This window comes from Ligilactobacillus acidipiscis (genome assembly GCF_900116935.1).
In the GTDB taxonomy this organism is placed as follows: Bacteria; Bacillota; Bacilli; order Lactobacillales; family Lactobacillaceae; genus Ligilactobacillus; species Ligilactobacillus acidipiscis.
Genome location: NZ_LT630287.1, coordinates 2016715 through 2039949 on the forward strand (window position 1 = coordinate 2016715; position 23235 = coordinate 2039949).

At 39.3% G+C, this 23235-nt stretch carries 23 protein-coding genes and 1 riboswitch; of the genes, 5 read left to right on the top strand and 18 right to left on the bottom strand.

Annotation, left to right across the window (positions count from 1 at the left end; translation table 11 throughout):
• Nucleotides 1–9: 9 nt before the first annotated feature.
• The gene (locus tag BQ5903_RS09415) at nucleotides 10–1119 is read right to left on the bottom strand and encodes a polysaccharide pyruvyl transferase family protein (RefSeq protein WP_010498245.1); all 1110 of its coding nucleotides are present in this window, start codon (nucleotides 1117–1119) and stop codon (nucleotides 10–12) included.
• A 373-nt stretch (nucleotides 1120–1492) separates the two neighbouring features.
• On the opposite strand from BQ5903_RS09415, the gene BQ5903_RS09420 reads away from it, so the two are divergent.
• Complete coding sequence (locus tag BQ5903_RS09420; RefSeq protein WP_010498243.1) at nucleotides 1493–1975, top strand: Dps family protein; 483 nt, start codon at nucleotides 1493–1495, stop codon at nucleotides 1973–1975.
• Between the two features lie 201 nt (nucleotides 1976–2176).
• On the opposite strand, the gene BQ5903_RS09425 is transcribed toward BQ5903_RS09420, so the two are convergent.
• Entirely contained in the window at nucleotides 2177–2971 is a 795-nt protein-coding gene (locus BQ5903_RS09425) for an aldo/keto reductase (RefSeq protein WP_079579401.1), read from the bottom strand.
• A 218-nt stretch (nucleotides 2972–3189) separates the two neighbouring features.
• On the opposite strand from BQ5903_RS09425, the gene BQ5903_RS09430 reads away from it, so the two are divergent.
• Nucleotides 3190–3582 carry a VOC family protein gene (locus tag BQ5903_RS09430; RefSeq protein WP_010498240.1) on the top strand — a complete coding sequence of 131 codons (393 nt, stop codon included), beginning with the start codon at nucleotides 3190–3192 and terminating at the stop codon, nucleotides 3580–3582.
• 281 nt (nucleotides 3583–3863) lie between these two features.
• Here the strand turns inward: BQ5903_RS09430 and BQ5903_RS09435 are convergent, their stop codons facing one another.
• The gene (locus BQ5903_RS09435; RefSeq protein ID WP_010498238.1) at nucleotides 3864–4154 is read right to left on the bottom strand and encodes a hypothetical protein; all 291 of its coding nucleotides are present in this window, start codon (nucleotides 4152–4154) and stop codon (nucleotides 3864–3866) included.
• Between the two features lie 166 nt (nucleotides 4155–4320).
• Between BQ5903_RS09435 and BQ5903_RS09440 the strand changes: the two genes are divergently transcribed.
• The gene (locus BQ5903_RS09440; RefSeq protein WP_154022034.1) at nucleotides 4321–4488 is read left to right on the top strand and encodes a hypothetical protein; all 168 of its coding nucleotides are present in this window, start codon (nucleotides 4321–4323) and stop codon (nucleotides 4486–4488) included.
• A 129-nt stretch (nucleotides 4489–4617) separates the two neighbouring features.
• On the opposite strand, the gene BQ5903_RS09445 is transcribed toward BQ5903_RS09440, so the two are convergent.
• On the bottom strand, nucleotides 4618–6582 hold the full coding sequence (locus BQ5903_RS09445; RefSeq protein ID WP_079579402.1) for an elongation factor G: 1965 nt from the start codon (nucleotides 6580–6582) through the stop codon (nucleotides 4618–4620).
• 408 nt (nucleotides 6583–6990) lie between these two features.
• Here BQ5903_RS09445 and BQ5903_RS09450 point away from each other — a divergent pair, with 408 nt between their 5' ends.
• Nucleotides 6991–7497, top strand: a complete 507-nt coding sequence (locus BQ5903_RS09450) for a LysM peptidoglycan-binding domain-containing protein (RefSeq protein ID WP_010498234.1) — start codon at nucleotides 6991–6993, stop codon at nucleotides 7495–7497.
• 732 nt (nucleotides 7498–8229) lie between these two features.
• Here the strand turns inward: BQ5903_RS09450 and BQ5903_RS12295 are convergent.
• Nucleotides 8230–8406, bottom strand: a complete 177-nt coding sequence (locus BQ5903_RS12295; protein ID WP_010498233.1) for a QueT transporter family protein — start codon at nucleotides 8404–8406, stop codon at nucleotides 8230–8232.
• Between the two features lie 7 nt (nucleotides 8407–8413).
• Nucleotides 8414–8458: riboswitch (PreQ1 riboswitch) on the bottom strand.
• A gap of 205 nt (nucleotides 8459–8663) precedes the next feature.
• Between BQ5903_RS12295 and BQ5903_RS09460 the strand changes: the two genes are divergently transcribed.
• Nucleotides 8664–9506 (top strand): DegV family protein, encoded by an 843-nt coding sequence (locus BQ5903_RS09460; RefSeq protein WP_079579403.1) that lies wholly within the window; start codon nucleotides 8664–8666, stop codon nucleotides 9504–9506.
• Between the two features lie 124 nt (nucleotides 9507–9630).
• On the opposite strand, the gene BQ5903_RS09465 is transcribed toward BQ5903_RS09460, so the two are convergent.
• The 13 genes from BQ5903_RS09465 to cheB form a co-directional block, all read right to left on the bottom strand.
• Entirely contained in the window at nucleotides 9631–11712 is a 2082-nt protein-coding gene (locus BQ5903_RS09465) for a methyl-accepting chemotaxis protein (protein WP_079579404.1), read from the bottom strand.
• A 198-nt stretch (nucleotides 11713–11910) separates the two neighbouring features.
• Complete coding sequence (locus BQ5903_RS09470) at nucleotides 11911–12849, bottom strand: flagellin N-terminal helical domain-containing protein (RefSeq protein WP_079579405.1); 939 nt, start codon at nucleotides 12847–12849, stop codon at nucleotides 11911–11913.
• Between the two features lie 3 nt (nucleotides 12850–12852).
• Nucleotides 12853–14382: a flagellar hook-associated protein FlgK gene (flgK, locus tag BQ5903_RS09475; protein ID WP_079579406.1), complete on the bottom strand. Its 1530-nt coding sequence runs from the start codon at nucleotides 14380–14382 to the stop codon at nucleotides 12853–12855.
• Nucleotides 14383–14719: 337 nt separating this feature from the next.
• On the bottom strand, nucleotides 14720–15094 hold the full coding sequence (locus BQ5903_RS09480; protein WP_010498221.1) for a hypothetical protein: 375 nt from the start codon (nucleotides 15092–15094) through the stop codon (nucleotides 14720–14722).
• Nucleotides 15087–15386, bottom strand: coding sequence for a flagellar biosynthesis anti-sigma factor FlgM (flgM, locus tag BQ5903_RS09485; RefSeq protein ID WP_079579407.1), 300 nt, complete (start codon nucleotides 15384–15386; stop codon nucleotides 15087–15089). Before flgM ends, BQ5903_RS09480 begins: the two co-directional genes overlap by 8 nt.
• A gap of 91 nt (nucleotides 15387–15477) precedes the next feature.
• Nucleotides 15478–16617: a flagellar motor switch phosphatase FliY gene (fliY, locus tag BQ5903_RS09490; protein WP_010498218.1), complete on the bottom strand. Its 1140-nt coding sequence runs from the start codon at nucleotides 16615–16617 to the stop codon at nucleotides 15478–15480.
• Nucleotides 16614–17621 (bottom strand): flagellar motor switch protein FliM, encoded by a 1008-nt coding sequence (fliM, locus tag BQ5903_RS09495; protein ID WP_010498216.1) that lies wholly within the window; start codon nucleotides 17619–17621, stop codon nucleotides 16614–16616. Before fliM ends, fliY begins: the two co-directional genes overlap by 4 nt.
• Nucleotides 17622–17658: 37 nt before the next feature.
• Nucleotides 17659–18054, bottom strand: coding sequence for a chemotaxis protein CheW (locus BQ5903_RS09500; RefSeq protein ID WP_010498215.1), 396 nt, complete (start codon nucleotides 18052–18054; stop codon nucleotides 17659–17661).
• A 47-nt stretch (nucleotides 18055–18101) separates the two neighbouring features.
• Nucleotides 18102–18464, bottom strand: coding sequence for a response regulator (locus BQ5903_RS09505; RefSeq protein WP_010498213.1), 363 nt, complete (start codon nucleotides 18462–18464; stop codon nucleotides 18102–18104).
• Between the two features lie 14 nt (nucleotides 18465–18478).
• Complete coding sequence (locus BQ5903_RS09510) at nucleotides 18479–19069, bottom strand: chemotaxis protein CheC (protein ID WP_079579408.1); 591 nt, start codon at nucleotides 19067–19069, stop codon at nucleotides 18479–18481.
• Between the two features lies 1 nt (nucleotide 19070).
• Nucleotides 19071–21149, bottom strand: coding sequence for a chemotaxis protein CheA (locus BQ5903_RS09515; RefSeq protein WP_079579409.1), 2079 nt, complete (start codon nucleotides 21147–21149; stop codon nucleotides 19071–19073).
• A 215-nt stretch (nucleotides 21150–21364) separates the two neighbouring features.
• Complete coding sequence (locus BQ5903_RS09520) at nucleotides 21365–22144, bottom strand: CheR family methyltransferase (protein WP_079579410.1); 780 nt, start codon at nucleotides 22142–22144, stop codon at nucleotides 21365–21367.
• 7 nt (nucleotides 22145–22151) lie between these two features.
• A complete protein-coding gene (gene cheB / locus BQ5903_RS09525; RefSeq protein ID WP_010498208.1) occupies nucleotides 22152–23159 on the bottom strand; it encodes a chemotaxis-specific protein-glutamate methyltransferase CheB in 1008 nt (335 codons plus the stop codon).
• Nucleotides 23160–23235: the final 76 nt, after the last annotated feature.

The window sequence follows — 23235 nt, forward strand, 5'->3', positions numbered from 1 at the left end:
CTGAAAATATCAAGCTTCTTCAACCAAATGGCTGTTGATCAGATTAAGCAACGCATCATAACTATGGTCAAATTCTAATGGATCCACTCGTTTGATATTTTCTAATTCTTCAATGTTTTTAAGCACATTTTCTGGACTGGTATCGTTGGTCTGTCTGACATAATTTAGGTCAGCGAACCAGTTATGATAAGATGTGCTGGCCTTGCCATAGCTATTGTCAAACACCAAGACCGGGGTTTGCGTAATGACTGAAAAAATCATCCCATGCAAGCGATCAGTCACCACAACTTTAGCGGCACGGATCTCGTCTAATTTATTCGTAAATAATTGCCAGCGTTCGTTTAATTTCAAGGTCGATCTGCTAGGGTCGTCTTCTTGACCATCCTCAACTTTAAAAGGCACGACTGTATCAGTTTGATAAACAGACCTATCAGACTCCTCTAAAACTGTGGTAATTTTGTCCAACGGATCATCACCCGTCACCTTTTCATCGTCGTGGCGCATGATCATTAGTACGCCATCGTGTTTTCCTCTTCCAGGCAAGGGGTCTAGCGAGAGCACCATATCACCCGTGAAGAGAACATTATTATCGAAATAGCGCTGAAAACGGCGAAACGTTTGAGTCTCACGAGCACACAAGGTCAAGTTAGGATTCTTACCATAGGCTTCCTGGCTTAACCCTAACTCCCTTTGCCCCTGCCGGCTATTCTCATTAAAGTTGACTGATTGTGGAAATGAGACCGTCAAATTATCGATAAAAGTGCTGAAAACTTTGCGGCGTGCACGTTCATGGTTCAAGTAATAACTCCCAACATTCCCTCCCCCGATAAAGCCGATCATATCGCTGGGGCGAAGTTGTTTTTGAAGTTCAGCTATCGCTTGATCTGTCTGCGGTTCAGTGATCTCAATATAAAGTAGTTGCGGAAAATTACGCCGGAAAAAAAGTTTCTGCGCGAAACCGATCATTTGGTCGCCTAAATTATTATAAGTCGGGATCCCGAACATAAAAAAGCGTTGCTGGTGTTGAGGCAACCGTGACAAAAGTTCTGTCAGGCTTAATTTTCCTTGTGTATAATCCAAATTCCATTGACTCAACTTATTATCCATATCAACTGACATAAAAATCCACTCCTTTGACAACAAGTTTCTTTGTCTCACTAAAATAAGTTTTACATTTTATTACGTCCATTAAGATGTTAAAAGTATTTTTCATCACAAGTTAATTATAACGTATTCATTTAAAGTAATTCCACTGATACGGACCCGCAAGTACCACCCAGCTAGTACTACAACTTCCTTTAAAATACCGTAAAAAGATCATTTGTATATTTGAATTTAAAAAATCTACTCCTATATCTAAAACATTTAGCGAACTCATTTATAAATATTATAAAACACTAAAATTTAAAGAGTATTTACTTGATTTCGCAAACATTAATCATATAATAAAGATGTAAGAGGATCACCAATATTTAAGGAGGAGTTATTATTTATGAATCAAAAATATGATTATCCTAAGACACGTGCACAACTGAACCAACTGGTCGCTGATTTGGAACAGATCCAAACCAACGTTCACCAAGTTCACTGGTATATGCGGGGCAAGCAATTCTTTAATTTGCACCCACAGATGGATGAATTCAACGAAGCATTTGCTGACGAGCTGGACCAAGTTGCTGAACGTTTGATCGCCTTAAACGGTGCACCATTTGCCACAACACATGAGTTTATCGAAAACACCGGCTTACCTGACGAAAAAATCGACTACGGTCAATACACATTGCCAGAGTTAATGCAACGTTTAGTCGATCAGTTCAGATATGTTAGAGATCAGTTCCAAAAAGCCATCGATATTACCGATGAAGAAAATGATCAGCCAACACAGGATATGATCAACGGCTTCAAGAGCGACATCGATAAGAAAATTTGGATGCTGAATGCTTACCTTGATCAAGGACCATTTGACAAGGATTAAGCTGAACTCTTGTTAACATAATTTTAAAAATAGCTTTAATACTGAAAATGAGATGGAGAAAATCACAAACGATTTTCCGCATCTCATTTTTTAGTAACTTTTTGTTTTCAATTTCAACCCCAGCGTGACTTAAATCTATGAACTTGCTGATTTTTCAAGGCTACAGGGTGCAACCTCAAAACTTCTGGACCAGCAAGTAATTTAATTCATTGATTCGTTCTTATCCAAAATTTCGATCTGCTTCATTTCATCAGCTGACAAAGCGAAATCAAAAACATTGCTGTTTTCAAAGATCCGCTGTTCATGGGTCGATTTAGGGATCACGATCTCACCCTTTTGCAAATGCCACCGAATAATGACCTGAGCGACCGTTTTATTATGCTTCTGACCAATTTTTTGCAAGAGTGGATCTTGCAGTGCGCCATTTTTAGCACGTCCCAAGGGACTCCAAGACTCATAAGCAATCCCTAGATCTTTCAACAAGGCATGTAACTCTGGCCGTTGATAATAAGGATGTGTTTCAACCTGATCAACTGCCGGCTTAACTCGAGCATGTGCCAACAGTGTGTCGAGGTCTTTCTTCTCAAAGTTAGAAACTCCGATCGCACGTACTAAGCCTTGTGAATATAGATCTTCCAGTGCACGCCATTTTTCTAAGTAGCCTTCTGTTGGCCAGTGGATCAAGTACAGGCCCAAATGATCCATGTTCAATTTCTTCAAACTGTCTGCAAAAGCTTGCTTAGTCCCATCATAAGTTGTCACAGTATTCCAGACTTTCGATGTGACAAACAAATCATCGCGTGCTATCCCGGATTCGGCTAATGCCTCACCTAAAGCCTGCTCATTACGATATAAGGTAGCCGTATCGAAATGACGATAACCAGCCTTAATTGCGGCTAAAACGGCCTGCTTGAGCACCTTATCATCCTCGATCTGGAACATGCCAAGTCCTAATTGTGGAATCTTTACACCATTGTTTAACTTGATATTCTCCATCTGTTATGCCTCCTCTTATTTCGCTAATTGTAAAAACAAAATTAAAAGTTTCGTCAAGTAAAAGGACTCACTTACAGGTGTGAAAATTTTATAGTCACCTAATTTTGACTTACACAAACTAACTGACAGCAGCCGCTCCAAACTATGTTAATCTACAACTGAGATTGTTATAATAATCATGGAAATGATTTTGTAAGAAATATAGGAGTTGTCAAAAAATGAAAGTTAGTCGTTTAGACCATATTGTTTTACCCGTCAATAATTTAGAGCAGGCTTTTCGCTTTTATCATGAAGTGTTTGATATGCAAGAGCTCCCGGAACAAAGTACCGCAGGAACAAAAACGATTCGTTGCGGCCATCAGTTGATCCGCTTGCGCCAGATCGATCAGCCTGTAAAATTACAAGCATCAGCCCCAACGAGTGGCAGCACTGACCTGTGCATCGTTGTCAAAGATAAGGCTGATGATATTATGAACCATCTTAAAAGCTATTTTGTCGACATTGTTGCAGGACCAGTTAAGCGCAATGGATCTGAAGGTCAAATGACTTCGATTTATATCCATGACTACGACCAAAACCTGATCGAGATCGCAACCTATTCCAATAAATAAAAAACACAAGCAAAAAAGTTACTTCTAGCGGACATCAGCAAAAGCAAAGTTGAAGCCCAATAGAAGTAACTTTTTTTATAACAAGGTGGAGAAATGCGAGCAGAAGCTGAGCATTAACGGACTTTAACAAGAAATCGTGGTTTTAGCGACTTGTTGTTGAAGTTAGTTAAGCTCAAGCTTTTGCATTTCGTAACCTGACTAAGAACAAGGTGGCGCGAACCGAGTATAGTGCCACTTTTCTCGCCTTTCCACGCTGTAAATTGGAAATAATTCTTCCCAACCTATAAATGTCCGTTAGCCCTCACACCATGCTGTAAACGAAATGAAGTAATATTCACTTTAATAAATAACGCAGTTTCAGATCCACCCACTAAAGGTAAGTGCTTGATGGCTGGCGGCAACTTATTGAAAAGGCTGCGTGTTCCAATATAATCACGAGCCATAAAAAGTGCATTATCATAATCTTCTCCCAGCGTATAACCTTGAAAATCCGGTAAGTAAACCAGATAATTGGATGAATTTTCACCAGTCGGTTTGATTTTGATAGGATAAACAACGAATTGATCTTGCATAGTTTTTGCTTTCCTCCTAAAAAATAAACGATATTGCAAAAGATTGTATTCCTTAAATGATTATTATATCTAAAAATTTACGTTAAATCATATAATGCACAATGTGATTTTTACCGCTCTTTATGCTATATTTCTATTTGATATTTAAAGAATAGGAGTGAATATCTTGGAGGATTCATTAATTAAAGTTTTTCATGGTCAAGATCTTGATCAAACTTTTGAAAATGCCTGCTCGCAAACCTTAGCGGATTATCGAATGGAAGACTGTCAGATCAACCATTTCAACAATGAATACGTTATCGTAGTTAAAACTGAGAAAATATCCTCACATTAATTGACTTACATATACTTTTCTCATTGTTTATTTTGTATCAGAAAAATTACTTTATCTCATAGAAAAAGAGCCTGTTGCTTACGCAGACTCTTTTATTTTGCTAAATTTTTTGTTTTTTTAAAATTATTTTTAATTTCTATAAGATACATGTGCCATTTGCGGAACTTCATTCCACGCAACCGGATAGCCAGCTCCATAAGCACAAAAAACCGAGTCTGGTGTGTTATCCAGATCACTAACTGGATCATACGACTTCTCTGCAATTACTGCGGCAGTATTGTGACACGGACGATAACCAGCAAAAATACATTCCAGTTGTCCTTTTCCATGGGTGTAGGAGCGCACTTCTTCCGCATACCCCTGCATTTCTGACACTGGCGCTTCTCCCGTTAATACCACTGTTTCTGACTGGCTAGTACTTTGCTCAGGTGTTGCAAAATGACCGCTCATTCTTTCAATATCAGTCATTGCACGCCCAACTTGGTCCGTACCGACTTGCAAATTAAACTGATACCATGGCTCCAACAACTCACACTTTCCTTGTTGTCGCAATTCCATTAGTCCTTGTCGCACAGCCCGCCAGGTTGCCTGGCGAAAATCTCCGCCAACAGTATGCACATTGCTTGCTTTGCCGCTGATCAAAGTGATTTTCATATCGGTCACAGGCATGCCGGCTAGGACCCCTAGGTGTTGCTTGGCCTGCAAATTTGTCAGGACTTGATGTTGCCAATTACTTGCCAAGACTTCCAACGAACAATCACTGCCAAAACTAAGACCACTGCCCCGTGGTGTCGGTTCTAATAATAAATGGACCTCAGCGTAATGGCGCAAGGGTTCAAAGTGGCCCACTCCTTCAACTAGTGTCGTGATGGTTTCCTGATACAAAATTCTTCCTTGATCAAATGCCAATTCTAAGCCAAAACGAGCGGCTAATAAATTTGCTAAGATCTCTAGTTGAATCTTTCCCATTAACTGAACTTGAATTTCTTGAAGTTGTTCTGACCACGTGACGTGCAATTGAGGATCCTCATCTTCTAACTCACGTAAAGCTTGCAAGCAAACTTGAATACCTTGTCCTTTAGGATCAACTGCATAATTAAGGACTGGGGTTAATTGCGGGGCTTCAGCATCTTCTTTTATCCCTAAACCTTGCCCTGGATATGTTTCTTTCAAACCTGGGATCGCGCAAACTTCCCCGCTGCTTATTTCTTTGGAAACTTCATATTTTGTTCCGTTATAAACTCGCAGTTGATTGGCTTTTTGCTCGCCTAGTACGATCGCCTTAGGATGTAACGCGCCGCTGGTGACTCGCAGCCATGTTAACCGTTCTTTTTTTTCAGTATGTGAAACTTTAAAAATACGTGCGCCAAAGTCCCCGCTGACCATGGGCTTTTCTTGTGTCCAATACTCTAAACCAGTCAACAGTTCATCCGTTTTGTCCACTTTTAAGGCTGAACCAAAATAACATGGAAAGATTTTACGCTGACTGATCAAGTCGCGGATCGCAGCTGGCTTGACGTGCCCGGTATCCAAAAATTGATTCAAAATTTCATCATCGCTCAGTGCTACAGACTCATAAAAATCATCTGCCAACTGATTGTTTTCTGCCAGTTTTGGAATGGCATTTCCAAAATCTAGACAGGCTGCTGATAAATTAGCTTGTAATTGCTGGACTAGATCTTGGCACTTTTTTTGGGTAGAATCCATTTTATTTACAAAAATAAAAACCGGCACATGGTATCGTTCCAAAAGACGCCATAAAGTTAATGTATACCCCTGAATTCCTGAGTTAGCAGAGATGACAAGTACCGCATAATCGAGCACACTTAAAACCTGTTCCGTCTGGGCTGCAAAATCGACGTGCCCTGGGGTGTCCAACAAGGTCAGCGCCAAATCGCTGGTTGTCAGACATGCTTGGTGAGAAAAAATCGTGATCCCACGTTTTTTCTCCAACTCCTCAGGATCTAAGAAGGTATTTTGATCATCAACTCTGCCAAAATGGCGGACCTCACCCGTTTGATATAGTAAGGCTTCAGAAAGTGTCGTCTTGCCCGCGTCAACGTGAGCCACGATACCTGTCACAATGTGCTTCATTTTTTAGTCTCCTTAAGATCAACGAGCTAAAACTGCTCGCTCAAATTTGTCACTGTTTTGCTAAAGTTTCTTCTTAACTATTTTAACCTAAATAACTTCCACACTCCATCCTGGAAATTAACTACACCAATCACTTTAAACACTAATAATAATAATTTTAAATATCTTTCTAACATAGTTCCCGCCATATCAACATTTGTTTGCTTAAAATCTTTTTATTATTTATGGAATTCAAAACATTTAACTTATAGTTATCCCGTGTTAAGATACAATTGTTAACAAAAGCAAGGATTAACTAAATCACTCGAAGAGGAGGAAACATTGACACGACAGTTACTCAAGGTTAAATATTAGTCATTGAAACAAGGAAACTGATCTTCGAAGATTTTCGAATGGAGGTTATACCAGATGAACAATGAAAGTATTAATTACCGTAACAAGAAAAAAGTACACTCAACAAATAATAAACTTAAGATTGCTGGTGCAACTGCAGTCTTAGCCGGTGCCTTATTTGCCGTTCCAAATTTAGCATCTGCTGATACATGGAAGGCCAATACTCCTAATGAGATCGCAGCTAATATTACAAATACTTCCAGCCCATATACGATCAAATACGGCGACAGCCTATGGGGGATCTCTGAAGCATTGAAAACGAAAGGTCTGACTGTTACACCAGATCAGCTTGCTTCACAAAATAATATCGCAAATGCTGACCTGATTTATGCTGGCAATAGTTTGACATTCAATGGTCAAACTGTAACAGCGCCATCAAATAGCGGCGGCGCTCCAACCAGTCAACCTACTCCTGCAGATAACGTTGATAAAAGCAGCTTAGAAGCAAAACTGCAAGAAGCCAATAAGTATCTCTACACCAATGGCGTTTATACCAAGAGCTCCTTAGATAACTTACGTTAGGCTGCCATGAGAGGTAATGGTGTTATCAAGTCTTACGCTGCCACTCAGCAAGACGTTACTAACGCTGTGAATAATATCTCCCAAGCCATCGACGGTTTACAAAAGCAGTAACAGTTAAATAATGTGAACCACCTATAAAGCAAAGAACTGTAATGTGATCAACATTATGTTTTTTTAATTTACACTGAAGAAAATCTATCATGTTTCTAGTCTGTCTCTGGATATTCATCGTTTCACTAAAGTTGTGGCCACACCGCCCTCGTCTGGACAGCTTGAAGGCCACATTTGTAATCAAAAGCTTTCATCTTCCTAACACTTCGTAAAAAAACTGAGACAAAACATGTTTATCGTCAAAAATGCTTTGCCTCAGTTCTATTCGATTAATTTTAAAGAATAGCAATTATTATTAGTAAAAATATGACTCCTAACAAGCAACCGCAGCCGATGTTGAAAAAGAAGCTCAAAACGCTCCACACAAAAAGGACGCATAATATAAACAGGAATGTCAGCATCATTGCCACCTCTTTATTTGCAAACCACGCTCACTTTTACCGGCTTAGATCAACTTTTTCATTGATCAGCCACACAACAATGTCGCCAATTAAAACCACAACAAATTCACCAATGCCGACTGTCAAATATGTCATCCAAAACAAAACTTCACTGACCAGATGTAATTCTAGTGCGACTGCCTATGACATTCCGGCCCCATTGATGACTATAAATTAGCAATCAAACACCCCTCATGTAACGTTTGTTGAAAACCACCATAGTATTGAGCAGTTCTGACAAACGAAATTGGATCGAGCCATAACTCAATGGTATAAAAGTAACGGTTAAAACTACATAAAGTGCAGCGATCAAAGCTGTTTTGGTGATCTCAGCAACTTTATTATTAACACGTGTCATTTTTAAAAACCTCCTAGTTTTTTTAGGTGGGATGGTCACGAACCACCATGTAACAAGTAATTATTCCATTAATACTGCACTTTCAAGTATAGAAAAAAGACGACCGTTTATCAACCTAAAAAGCATGTTATAATTTTATTATTGGACATTTTAACGACCGAGTAACTAGTCGCTAAAAATCGTGGATCAACTAACTGTCTATTCTAACAAATATTTGACACGACCCGCGAAATTTTTACAATGAATGGATATTACTAATGAAAATCGCTATTTTAACTGACAGTGCTGCGATGATCAGCAGTAAAGTCAGATCACAACCGAATATTAAGGTCTTACAGATCCCACTTTCATTGGATGGAGAAACTTATTATCCCAATGAATTGCCAGAAGTTGCTGGACTAGAAACACTAAGGGAAGCCACACTCAACACTGTAACAGAAGAGCAGATCCCACTAACAACAATTTCTGCAGTAACTGATGAACTTCAACAGGCTGGTTATACTGACATACTTTGTATACATATTGCCAGTTCGATCAGTGGCTTAGGCTCAAATCTCTCTACTTTCGCCAAGAACTGTCAACAGCCGCTTAAGATCCATCTCTTTGATTCTCATACTCTTGGTCCTGCAGAAGGTGCGTTGGTTGAACGAGCACTTACTCTGATTACTCACGGATTGAAAATTGCTGACATTTTAACAGAACTAACCAAGTACCGCCAAAAACAACATACGCTGGTCATAATGGAAAATCTCAAAAATCTGCGTCGGATCGGTTCTATTTCAAATAATGCACATCTTTTCAGTAATAATATGCTGCATTATAAAACCTTGCTGCATTTTTCCGAAAATGGTGAACTTGAAGTTCTGATGAAAAGTTCACGCACGAAAAAAATTGCAACGGCAATATTGAATAAGTTTCGCAGTTCTGCAAGCAAGCCGGAACTAGCAATCATGGCAGACAATACAATGGTCTTGGAAAAATATGTTTCTTGCCTGAAAGAAATTATGCCGCAACTTCGACTAGTAACTGATCTATATTCACCTTCGATATTTTCCTTCATCGGTCCACAAGCACTGATTATTAGTTGGCAAAATAATTAACTGCATGCAAAAAGATCGTCCTTCAATTTAAAGAAGAACGATCTTTTTTGTTTGCAGTTCTCTTATATTAACTTTTTGCTATTTAATAACGGACTCGCAATTGGCCAGCTTCTCAGCTGTCTGCTTAGTTATCTAAGTCAAATTGACCCGTCAGTTTTTGCAACTGAGCAGCAGTTTCTTCCAAGGTCGAAACATGTTGGGTAAACTCATCCATCGTAGCTTGCACTTCTTCAGAATTAGCCGAAACTTCCTCTGTTCCAGCTGCGTTTTCTTGTGTTGAAGCTGAGATGCTTTCAAGTTTATCTAAGATCATCTTTTGAGTTTCACTGATCTCTTTTGTACCCTCATGGATCTTTTGAACATTTGCACCCATAGCTTCATTATGCTGATAAACGTTCATTGTCGACTTGATAGCTTCTGTGATCAAACCAGTCTGTTTTTCACTGCTTTCCAGTGAGTCTGTTGTTGCCTTGACCAAACCAGTTGATTGTTGTCTGATCTGTTCAATGATCGACTCAATTTCTTTAGTTGAATCATTACTTTGTTCAGCTAACTTCCGGATCTCCGCTGCAACAACTGAGAATCCTTTTCCTGCTTCGCCTGCACTAGCTGCTTCGATTGATGCATTCAAAGCAAGCAAGTTCGTCTGTCTTGCAATATCATTGATAACGTTAATGATCTTAGTAATGTTTTGTACATCACTATCCATTTCCTGAACACTACTCATCAAAGCTTGCATTCCGTTGATCTCATTTGACCAGTTACCATTGACCTTGTCCATGACATCCAGGTTATTTTGTCCAACTTTTGAAGCTTCTTTGGATGAATTAGCAAGCTCTTCCATATTCGTATTGACATTATCAATATGTGCAGTGATTTTTTGAACGTTGTCCACGCTTTCAGTAGTTTCTTTTGCTTGTGATCCTGTCACTTCAGCAATTTCAGTGATCGTCTGTGCGATTTCTTCAGAAGCAGTTGTTGTTTGTTTCGAAAGGTCAAGTAATGATGCAGCTTGTTCAGAAACATTCTTGGCTTCTTGCTGTGTTTGTCCGATCAGAACAGTGACAGAAGCGATCATATTATTGTAACTAGCCGCTACTCTGTTAAACTCATGTCCATTCGCATCAGCTCTGGTCATCTTTTGAGCTAGACGTTCTATTGTTACCTTAGAATACTCGATTTTTTCACCCACTGCAGGCACGTAACTCATCTTACCTTGGCCAGCATCTATAAAGAACTTCTCAAGTATTAATAAAGCACGTTTGATCAAACCTGCACTATAGTAAGATATTATCACGGCTAAAATGATGATCGCCAACATTGAGATTGTCAAGGTTATCAACATATGATGTGTGCCTGCGCTCAAATCACTATTGTTCATTTGGGCGATGGTCCAATTGTCAGTTGTTCCATTGCCCTTGTCAAAGGTAACCTTATTGATCTGCGAACCTCCAGGAACTTTGATCGTCCCCTTCTTTTTCGCTGAAGCAGCCACTGCTTTATAAACGGCTGTCTTGTTGATCATTTTACCTGCTTTAAAAGTATTATTGCTTTTACCAGTGTTCTTTTTGATCAAAACCCTGCCGGCTTTAGTTAAAACGGCGGCTTGACCATTGTTTCCGATTTCCATCGATTCAACAGATTTTTGTACTGATGAATATGAAACAGTAATTGCTAAAACATGGGCCTTTCCCTGCTTATCTATGATTTTCTGGGAAACACTTGCACTATACGAATGATTAGCCGGATCCTCATATGGAATCGACCAATATGCATGCCCTGTAGGTGCTTTTTGATACCAATCTTGATCTAAAATATTCATATCTTTAGGCATCGCAAAATTTGAATAGGCATATGTACCATCAGTATTGACATACATCAAGTTTGTGATCGTTCCCTGAGCGTCGCCATTGGCAATTTTCAAAGTTCTGTTAGCGTCTTTTAAGTTGACATTATTGGTCAACTCTGGTCTTTTTTCCAAACTAGCAATTTGTCCAGTAACATCTTGCCGCATGTCAACTTGTTGCCGTTGCAAAACATTTACAGCCGTCACTTTTAAACGGTCATTTTTCTCGATCAATTGCTGACGTGTATTCCCGTATGAGATCAAATTCATTATAATTGCCGGTACCAATGCTATCAATAAGAGTAACGGTAAAATATACTTCTGAATACTCTTTTTAGCAACTTTTTTCTTACTTGCCATTTTCTTTCCCCATCTTTCCCTAACTATCTAATTTGACCCCCTAAGGATCTCATGACTATCGTTCACAAAACCACTAGAGCAAACAACCCCTAAATAATATGTTTGCCAGTATTTGCTTTTGCTTGCACTGAAGTCATCAAATTAACGAGCAATTACTGCTCTTTTACCCCTTTAGCCCCACTAAAACAAAACATAACTTTAACGCAGATAATCTAATATCGAAGTTTGCATGACCTTAGTCCCCATAGCCAAGGTCGAACGATATGCAATCATTTGATTTTGATATCCCATATACTTCTCTGCAACATCAACATCTTGTTTATTAGATAAAGTTTCCGCTAAAGTATTTTTCTCAGATTTATTTCGAGCTGATGCTGAACTTAAACGATTTTCGATCGAACCGATCTTAGATCTATAGTCAGTAAAGTTTTCAGTAAATTTATCGATCCCTGACAAATATTCACTGGATAACTTTCTATCTGGATCCCCCGATTTCAAAGTATCGATCAAACCGCTAAAGAATTCGGTCAGTTCAGACTTGCTATCTTTATCAATGCCAGACGAACCATCGGCGTGCATCAAACGTGACCCGTCTGTAGCTAAATCTATGTTAACGCCATCGGAAATCTCACGCTGTAAATTATCCACGTTGCCTCTGTATTCTAAGCTGACAGCTTCCCCCTCGTCTGTCACAACAGCAAATGGCGGTTCTTGTGTCTTTGTCCCCCCAAAGATATACCTGCCATCATAGTTGGTATTCAAAGCATCAACTATCCCTGAGATCGACTGCGAGATTTCTTTACGGTTCGCATTGTAAACCGCAGGTGTAGCTGTTCCGCTATTGGCCGACGACTCGATCAAATTTCTAATGTAAAGCATCAAGGTCGAAACATTATCTAAAGCTGAGTCTTGCGTTTGCGACCAGAGCTTGGAATCAGAAATTGTTTGGCCATACGTTTTGTTTTGTGAAATCGAAACATTCAGATCTAAGATCTTTGCGACTAACAAAGGATTATTAGAAGCCTTATTGACTTCTTTCAAACTAGACAGTTGATTCATTGTCTTTTGAACCTTGTTAGTACTGATCTGTAAATTCTTCAAGAAATCAGAATATTCCATTTTACTGGAAACTCTCATTGATTAAACCCCCGTTCTATTGATCAAAGTATCCAACATTTCTGAAACGACATTTAATAATTTGGCATTAGCCTGAAACCCCTGTTGAAATCTGATCACATCTGACATTTCTTCATTCAAATTAACACCAGAAGCTGCTTGGTCTTTGTATTCCAGTTGGTTCAACGCTGATAATTGAGCAGATGCCATATTGTCTGCTTTTTGTTTAGATATCCCATTTTTTGTCACGATACTGTTATAGGCACCTGGAATCGTTAAACCATCTTGAGAATTATTGAAGGTCAAAGTACCCTTATTATAATTTTCCAACAATTTCGCCGTATCAACCGGATAATCAAGCTTACTCTTAAGCGCCTTAGCCATCGCTAAAGCACGGCCATTATCTCCTTCGGCCGGATCATCACCAGTACCGACTTTCATTTTGCCTGGATCTGCGACTAAATCATCGTTGATCTTAATACTTAAAGCCGGATCACTTGGATCAGTGATTTCAAAAAAGCCGCTATCTGGAGTTTGCCCATCAGAATAAACGATATTTTCGATTTCTACAACGCCTTTGGCAAAATCATTTAATTCAGCTCGATGGCTTTCCACTTCAGCCAATGATTCTTGCAAACCGCCGATCGAACCAGACTTGACTGCTAACTTGCTGTACTTCTCTGAACCGTTCGCTGTTTCAAAAACGACCTCTCCGACCGTGAAATCTCCATCGATCGTTTGCTTCGGTTGTGTTTCATCACCACTCGGCAAAATCTGAGCTTCGCCGTTAGAATTACTGACAACAACATTTAACTTAGTCTGTACTCCTTTTTCACTGTCAACCACGGCATGGTCACCGATACTAAGTGAAGCACGGCCATATTTGTCAAACGAGACTGTTAAATTACTTTCAGCAGACATATCCTTTAACAAACTATCGCGCTGATCTAACAAATCATTGGGCTGTTCATCACTTAAATGACTGTCATACAACTGTTGATTCAAATTAGCGAGTTGTTCCGCCTTTTCATTAAAATCTAGAACAGTTTTCGCCAGAGAAGAACGTGTATCAGTAGAAACTTGTGAAACTTGCCGCGCAGTTTGCTGGATATAAGAAGCTAAAGCAACACCCATTTGAACACTATTAGTTTTAGCCGTATCTAACTCAGGATTGTCGGCTAACTTTTGTAAGCTGTCAGCAAAATTATTCAATTGTGTAATGAGTCCATCGTCTGACGGCTCATGTAATGCATTTTCTAATAAAGCCAAAACATCTGACTTTTGGACGTTAAAATTGTAATCTGAATTAGAATCTCGAACCTGTGAACGTACAAAGTCATCAACGATCCGTGAGATACCGTCAGCTTGAACACCGCTACCGATCAAACCCACTCCTGCTTTTGCATAAGGGATCTTCGTTGATAAATCAACACGCTGGCGCGAGTAACCTTCGGTATTAGTATTAGCAATATTATGACTGCTAGTCTGCAAGCCGATTTGGTTAGCATCTAACCCACTGCGAGCAGTATTCAAAGTACCAAATAAACCTGACATGAAAGTCCTCCTAAAGAATAACAAGGTGAAGTGAACCGCATAAAAGTTGAGCACTATCGGACTTTGACAATAAGTCGTGGTTTGCGACTTGTTGTCAAAGTTGGATAGGCACAGACTTTTGGTTCACGCAACCTGACTAAGAATAACAAGGTGAAGAAATGCGGTTAGAAGCCGAGCATTAACGGACTTTAACAATAAGTCGTGCATTTAGCGACTTGTTGTTGAAGTTAGTTAAGCGCAAGCTTTTGCATTTCGTAACCTAACTAATAACAAGGTAGAGTGAGACGGGAGAAAGTGAGCACTATCGAACTTTTGGTTCACGCACCCCTTCTACAACCTAAAATGACTGATCTACGATTGCCGCAGGAATATCTTCTCGCTTAGGTTGACTTTGAGTCCTATGCTTATCAACATACGTATTTTCCTGTTTTTCCAAGCTGTGTTGGATCGTATCCATCATTTTTTTCTGGTAAGCCAAGGCTTGTTGGGTCAACAATAAATTGGTTTCTTGCAACTCCTGGATCTCTTGAATCAGCATCTTTGTTTTGTCGCCAATTTCACCAGTATACTTATCAAAAATCAGTAAGAAATCTTCCTTTTGCGGAACAATTCCATTTAGCGATTCTCCGTCATCAAGAACTAAAAACTTTTGTTCACGTTTTAGTATTTTGATAAATAATTTAAGCTTAGCCTGAAATGCCCTTTCATTCATCTTTATTTCCTTCTTGTTTCATTTCCTGGAACATCTGATCAGCAATCTTTTCTGGTGAGACCTTATATGTTCCGTTTGCCAACTGCTGTTTGATTTTGTCGACCTTAGCTGCATCCACATCAGCGTCTATATCACGATTTTTAGCGTTGTTTACTAATCTTTGAGCAGTATCTGATAAGTTAACATTAGACTGTTGTGGTGCACCCTTTTTCGTTGTTTTTGAGGCTTGATTGTGATAATAGTTTTGGATCATTTGTGAATTGATTGAAGAAATATCTCGATTAATTTTCATGTGAATGCCTCCTTTTTCCTTTTTGACTTTACAAATACAGTTATCGGCCAAAATAAAAAAAGTTAAACCTAAAGGTTCAACTTTTTTTAACTTAATTTATTTTATTGATCCTTTGTTTTTGAGAAATGATCTTATTGATCCGCACACCAAAGTTTTCATTGATCACAACAACTTCCCCAGTCGCGATCAATTTCCCATTCAACATGATCTCCAAAGGTTCGTCTGTTAATTTATCAAGTTCGATAACTGAACCCGTATTAAAGTTTAAAATATCTCGAACAGTCTTTTTAGCCCGTCCCAAGACGACATTTAGGTTTAATGGAATATCTAAAATCAAATCTAAGTTATCGCCGCTGATTTCTTGGTGACTCGACAATTCTTCAAATTCAGGTTTAGAAATTTCCACGTTAGTGACCTGCGCCTTTCTTTGTGGATGTTCATTGCTTGGCTTTTGCGGGATATTAACTTGCTGCGGAGTTGGTTGTGGTTTACTAATAGTCTTGGCTTTCTCAACTGCTGGTTTCTCCACATCACGTTTAACAACGGTTGCTTTGTCAGACATCATTGCTTTCACAATATCTCTGACCATTTCCAAAGAAAAGATCTGCATAATTTCACTTTCGATCAATCCTTCTACATCCAATTTAAATGAAATACAGTAGATTTCTTCTCCGCGGTCTAAAGAGTTTTCATCCACATCGTCAGGATTTTCCCACAAGTGCACCTTAGGTGGAAGAATATCAACTTTTTGGTTGATCATAGTGGCCATGGACGTTGAAGCTGAACCAATCATTTGGTTCATTGCTTCACTCACAGCACTTAGCTCGACTTCAGTAAATTCTTCTGAAGCTGACTTTCCATCGCCGCCCATCATCAGATCAGCAATAACCGTTGCATCACTGACCTCTAGCAACATTAAGTTAGTTCCTGCCAAACCTTCACGAAATTCAACGGTCGTAGCGACCTTGGGTGCATGGATCTGGTCGAGTAATTCACCAAAATGGATTTTTTTAACACGTGGTGTCGTAATTGCCACACGATGAGTCAGAATTGATGACAGAGTTGTTGCTGCCTGTGACATGGAAATATTACCAACTTCACCGATCAGGTCTTTGACCCCTTGGCGATCTAACCCCTCCAATAATTCTTCATCATCTGATTGCGCAGCTTCTTGAGTATCACTGCCATTCATCAAAGCATCTATTTGTTCTTGTGTTAAACTCTCCGTCATTCTTCTTCCCCCTCGATCTTGCTCAATAACTCAATTGCGAATTGTCCATTCTTTTTCCCTGGTTTGACCCAGTAAAACGGTCGGTCTTCAATGTACGTATCTAACGGACTGGAGATTTTAGAGTCCAGTTTGATGACATCGCCTGGTTCTAATTTCAAGAAATCAGCCAAGTCCATTTGGGTGTTGCCCAAAGCGACTTCCATTGGCAGATCTATTGCGTTTAACCCGTGTTTTAATTCGCTTTGGTCATCTTCACTTAATTCCTGGCTTGAGTCAAACCAATTATGCAAACTCAATTTATCTAGGATACCTTCGAATGAAACATAAGGAATACACAAGTTAATAAATGTTGAAACTCCGAAAAGCTGTACTGTGAAAGTAGCTAATACGACTGGTTCATTAGGTGATAAGGACTGTAGTAATTGTGGATTTGTTTCTAGAGATTCAAGCTCAACATCAAGTGTTAGGACTTCTTTCCAAACCGATTGCAAAATTTTAGAGAATTCACTCATAACTTCATCCAATAAACTTAATTCGATATCTGTAAAACCATTTTTGTCCAAAGGCGGTTGATTTTTTCGGTTACTCTCCAAATCAGCACCGCCACACAACAATTCGACTAAAGTCATACATAGTTGGGGATTGATTTCGATCATGTGTGATCCTTTAAGTGGAGCTGCTTTAAACATTCCAATCAAAGTCACACGTGGGATTGAATGAATGAATTCGTCATAACTGATCTGCTCGATCGATGCTAATTGCATATCCAAGTTAGTCCGCAAGATATTTGAAAGAACATTGCCGCTCATCTTAGCGAAGTCTTCAAAAATCATGTGTAAAGTATTTATATATTCTTTAGATAGCCGTGTCGGTCTTCTAAAATCGTATGGCTTCGCTTGTGATTCGTCATTTTGTTCTTCATCGATCACTTCTTCGTCTAATTCACCCGAATCATAGGCATTTAAAAGTGAATCGATTTCCTGCTGTGATAACACCTGATCCACAAAGACACTTCCTCTCGCTTATTAGTTCATTCCACAATTAAAAAATCTTATCATTAACGTCGATCACATCAGCAATCGTTTGTTCACCCAAATCTACCACACCGGTAAAATAAAGGGCGGCTTGATCTTCACTTAGTTGAATATCATCAGGATCAACATCCACAACTTCGATCACTTCATCGATCAATAATCCACGACGTTCATCATCTTTTTTCATTATCATAATATTTCGGTTTGTTTTTGATTCCGGCAGTCCTACTAACTGTGCCAAGCTGATCACCGTCAACACTGTGCCTCGCAAATTTATCAAGCCCTTGACCCAAAGCGGAGCAAGCGGGACTTTGGTAATTTGAACCGTATCAACAACTTCTTCTACAGTTCCTGCGGCTATCAAATAATGTTGCTGATTCATTTTAAACAAAATCATCTGCATAAAAACACACTCCCTTTCTTAATTAAATTCAGTCAATAGAACTTTAATTAAGACAATGCCTTATCTAAGGCTTTGATCACCCGATCAGTATCAAAAGGTTTGACGATAAAATCGACTGCTCCAGCTCTGATAGCATCCATGACCATTCCTTGTTGGCCCATCGCACTGCACATCACAACTTTTGCATTGCTATCAAATTCCTTGATCATTTTCACGGCCTGAATCCCATCCACATCCGGCATGGTAATATCCATTGTTACCAAGTCCGGTTTCTCAGATTGATAAAGGTCGAAGGCTTCCTGCCCATTTTGTGCTTCTCCAGCGACCTCATAGCCGTTCTTTTCTAAAATATCCTTTAATTTCATTCTCATAAAAACAGCGTCATCAACGATCAAAACTTTATTTGCCACGCGACATTCTCCTCTCAAACTCCAAGTGATTTTATCATTTTGTCAATTACACCCAACTCTGGGATGAAGTATAGTGAAGCTTCCAGGTAATTAGAATCATAAGTAAATTCATTTCTAATCACCATGATCTCATCACCAAACTGTTCAAATTCCATATATGCACTACTGATCACGGCACCAAACATATCAAACGAACTTACCGGAACTTCTGGTTTTAATTTCTTTTCCAGCATCCCGCCAATCGATGTTAAAAATGAACTTGAAACAATGTTGGTCAATTCACTAACTGCAGAAACCTTAATTTCTTCGGTCACACCTTGATCTGTTCCCATCATCAAACTTGAGATCTCTTCAGCGGCCGGGTCCGTAATAACAAATAGCATCGCACCCTTTAAGTCACCATGGATGCTGCTCAAGACGGCATAAACTTCTTGGTCATCGGCCATGACTTGCTGGTAAAGCTCGTCATAACTTAAGATATTGACTTCTGGAACACGCATCCTGATCACACTACCAACCATTTGCGATATTGTTGTAGCTGCTTTGCCGCCGCCAATATTCATAACTTCTTTTAACGCATCTAATTGTATGTTTGAATATGCCATCTTAACCCACCTGTGCGTCTTTACAGATCGTATTGACGTCCAAGATCAATGCGATCGAGCCGTTGCCAAGGATCGTCGCGCCTTGGAATCTTTTGATTTTTTGCAACATCGGATCAATCTTCTTGATCACGATTTCTTGCTGTCCGATCAATTCATCAACTACGATCCCAAAGTCTTTATTATCACCCTTGATCAAGATCATATATTTCTTTCCCTGATCCTTTTCAGGGATATTCAAAATGTTGGCAGTCCGGATCACTGGTGTCAATCCTGTCTGTAAAGGATAGACTTCCTGACTAGCAGTTTGTAAAATATTATCTTCATGGATCATTTCGACCCGTTCAACAACATCTAACGGGATAGCAAATGTTTCTTCGCCTAGTTTGACCATCAGTGCCTGAATAATAGACAAGGTCAACGGTAATTTGATAACTGTTTTCGTACCCACATTGACTTTACTGTCAACTTCCAATGAACCGCCCAGTTCGTTGATTTTAGCTTGAACAGCATCCAAGCCGACCCCACGTCCTGAAATGTTAGTGATCTTTTTAGCCGTTGAAAAGCCAGGATTAAAGACTAACATTTGCAGCTCTTTATCACTCATACCGGTCGTATCGATTCCACGCTCTTCAGCGGTAATTTTAAGGACTTGTGGATCAAGGCCTTTACCATCATCGCTCAAAGTGATCATGACCTTATTTCCTTCTTGATAAGCCGATAATTTTATCTTTCCTTCTTCCGGTTTGCCAAGTTTCTTTCTGTTTTCAGCATCCTCGATCCCATGGTCGGCTGAATTTCTAACTAAATGGATCAAGGGCTCACTGAGTTCGGTAACCACAGTTTTATCTAATTCAGTTTCTTCGCCCTCAATTTCAAGAGTCATCTTTTTATTTAACTGGTTGGAAAGATCGCGAACCATCCGTGGAAAACGACTAAAGACAACGCTGACTTGCTGCATCCGAATTTTCAAAACCAAATCCTGCAGTTCAGATGTCAAGCGTGAAACCTGTTCTAAAGATTCATGCACTTCTTCTAAATTTTGGCGACTATTGGCATCTTCTAGTTGATTGCGATAAACGACCAACTCAGATACAACATTCAAAAAGGTATCCAACCGAGAAAGATCAACTCTGATCGACTGATTTTTGGCATTTTTTTGATGCGAAGTGCTCTTCTTAGACGGGGCTTTTGCTTTCTTAGGTTCAGGAGAAGCGCTTTTTTTCTCAGTAGTATTTTCTTTGTCAACAGCTGGTTGTGCGTCTTTTTGTGGTTCTTCAGCGGCTGCCTTTTGAGTTTTCTCATCGAATTCTGCCGTCAAAACTTCAGCGATCTCACTACTAGATTCAATGATCTTCTTAATGTCATATTGATTACTTTCAGTTAGGATCAACAATTTGAAATCTGTATCAAAATTGCCTTCTTCCAGCTGGTCAGGAGCCGGTTCAGTGTGAATAATATCTCCTTCACTGTCGAGCTTATCGATGACTAAGAATGCTCGTGGGCCTTTCAGCATTGACTCTGGATCGATTCGAACTGCCGCACTGATCACATTAAGATGTTGTGTTTTAGCCTGTTCGATCACTGATAAGTCAGCTTCTTCTAAAGTTTCAAATTTCAGTTCGAGCTGACTATCTTCTGGAGCTTTCTTCTCATCTACATTTTTATCAGCGGTTTTTGTTTGGCCGCCATCTAATTCATTTTCAACTTTATCTAATTCATTCCATAATTCTGTGATCTGATCTTCGCTTTGTTCTTCTTCATCTCGCAAGCCGTCTAGAAGTTCGGTCAATTTATCTAAGCACCGAAAAATCAGAGAAATATGATCACTTGTTACCTTCAACTTGCCTGATTTGAAAAGATCAAAAATATCTTCCATTTTATGAGTCAACTTGCTCATGACAGTATATCCCATAGTTGCTGACACTCCTTTTAGGGTATGTGCAGCTCTAAAAATTTCATTGATCAAATCGATATTGTCTGGTTCTTTTTCAAGTTCTAGAATATTATCATTTAGTTGTGTTAAATTATCTTCGCTTTCTTCGAAAAAGATATCGCGATAAACACTATTATCGTCAGCCATCAATGATCCCCCCATTCAAATTATTTACACCTAAGCACGAATGGTCTGTGCTTATTGTTAAAGTCCGCTAATGCTCGACTTTTAACCGGCTCACTCCACCTTGTTTTCTTAGTCAGGTTGCTTGAGACAGAAAGCTCCGCCTATCCAACATTAGTTCCACATCGCAAAATACGCAATCTGAATCTAGTGTCCGATAGTGCTCACTTTCTCCCGTCTCACTCACCTTGTTTCTCATATATAAACGACTCTATTTTCTTTAACCCCAGCTTTTCTGCGCTGTTAAGTGTTTCTGTTGCTCCCGTGAACAATATTCCACCTGGTACCAGCGCCTCACTTATTTTTTGATAAACTCGATCGCGTGCCTCGGGTTTGAAATAAATCGTTACATTGCGACAAATTATCGCATGAAAACCTGATTCATACTGGTCAGCCAATAAATCATGTTTCTTGAACGAAACTCGTTGTTTGACGGCTGGTCCTATTTGATACTGGTCTGGTCCTAATGACTTAAAATATCGTCTAACATCAGTATCAGAAACATTTTTTAACTCATTTGTCGAATACTGACCTAAACGTGCTTTCTTTAAAATGTCATCATCAATATCCGTTGCTAGAACATTGCCCATAAGATGATTTTTTTCTAAGATCATCGCTAAGGTGTATGGTTCGGCGCCGGTCGAACAAGCCGCACTCCATAGTTTCAAATTATTAAATTGTGGAGCAACTTTTTCTAACAAACATTTTTCAAAATTACTAAATATTTCTTGATTGCGGTAAAATTCAGTCACATTAATTGTCAAATGCTCGATAAACTCCGCTCGTTTGATTGGATCTTTGTCCAAAAGGTGTTCATATTCATGCAACGAGTTGACCCCGTTTTTATCCATAATATTTTTGATCCTGCGTTGCATTTGTCTTTCTTTATAATCATCGAGATGGATATGATATTTCTGCTCCACCCACCTATTAAAATCAGTAAAATTTTCTTCCAACATTTTAATTTCACCCAACGATCGTCTGTAGTATTTTCCCGATCTCATGCAAACTTACAACTTCATCGACAACTTGAGCTTCAATTGCAGATCTTGGCATTCCAAAAACGGTACAAGATTCCTGATCTTCAGCTATTACATAACCGCCTTCATCCATGATTGTTTGCAATCCTGCCGTTCCATCATGCCCCATTCCAGTCAGGATAAAAGCTGTTAAATTAGCACCATAATGAGCAGCCGCCGTTTCAAACAAGTAATCAACGGCTGGCCTTGTCCCATGCATCTTCGGACGTTGATCTAACTTGAGCCGGTCACCTTGGATCGTCATGTGATAATTACCAGGACACAAGTAGATCTGATTTTTGACCAGCATATTATCACTAGCCTCAACGACTGTAGCGCCGCTTTCTTCATTTAAACGCTCAGAAAACGTGCGGGTAAATCCCGCTGGCATATGTTGTACGATAAAAACAGGAATGTTTGTATGACTCACACCTTTAATAATTTCTAATAGTGCTTTTGGTCCACCCGTTGATGAGCCGATCACAACGGCTTGGGGCCTGATGTTTCGCTTTTTATGTGCTCCGTTGGGTTTGGCTTTATGATTGGCAGCAACTGGCGGTTTACTAGAACGTCCGCAAATATTTTTGATCTTTGCATACAGTTCTCTGACCCACTCGTCTTGAATTTCCATCAGGTTCACAGGTTTTTCGATAAAATCGGCCGCACCATATTCTAGAGCTTTGATGGTTACTGCCTGATCACTGACTGCACTTAGCATTATGACCGGGATAGAATAATCCTTTTTGATCTGTCTAAGGGCGCTCAAGCCATCCATAACAGGCATTTCAATATCCATTAAAATTAAGTCAAAATCATTATCTGCATCAAGGATGTCCAAACAATTTTGACCGTTTCGTGCAATTCGAACCGTTGAAACACTGGGCATTTTATTCAATATATCCGAGATCACTTTGCGCATAAATGCAGAGTCATCAACCATCAAAATCCTATTCATAAGGTATAAGAATCCTTTCACATCTTTACTTTTCTCTCTTAAACAACATTCTCAAGTCATCAATGAGCAAATTTTC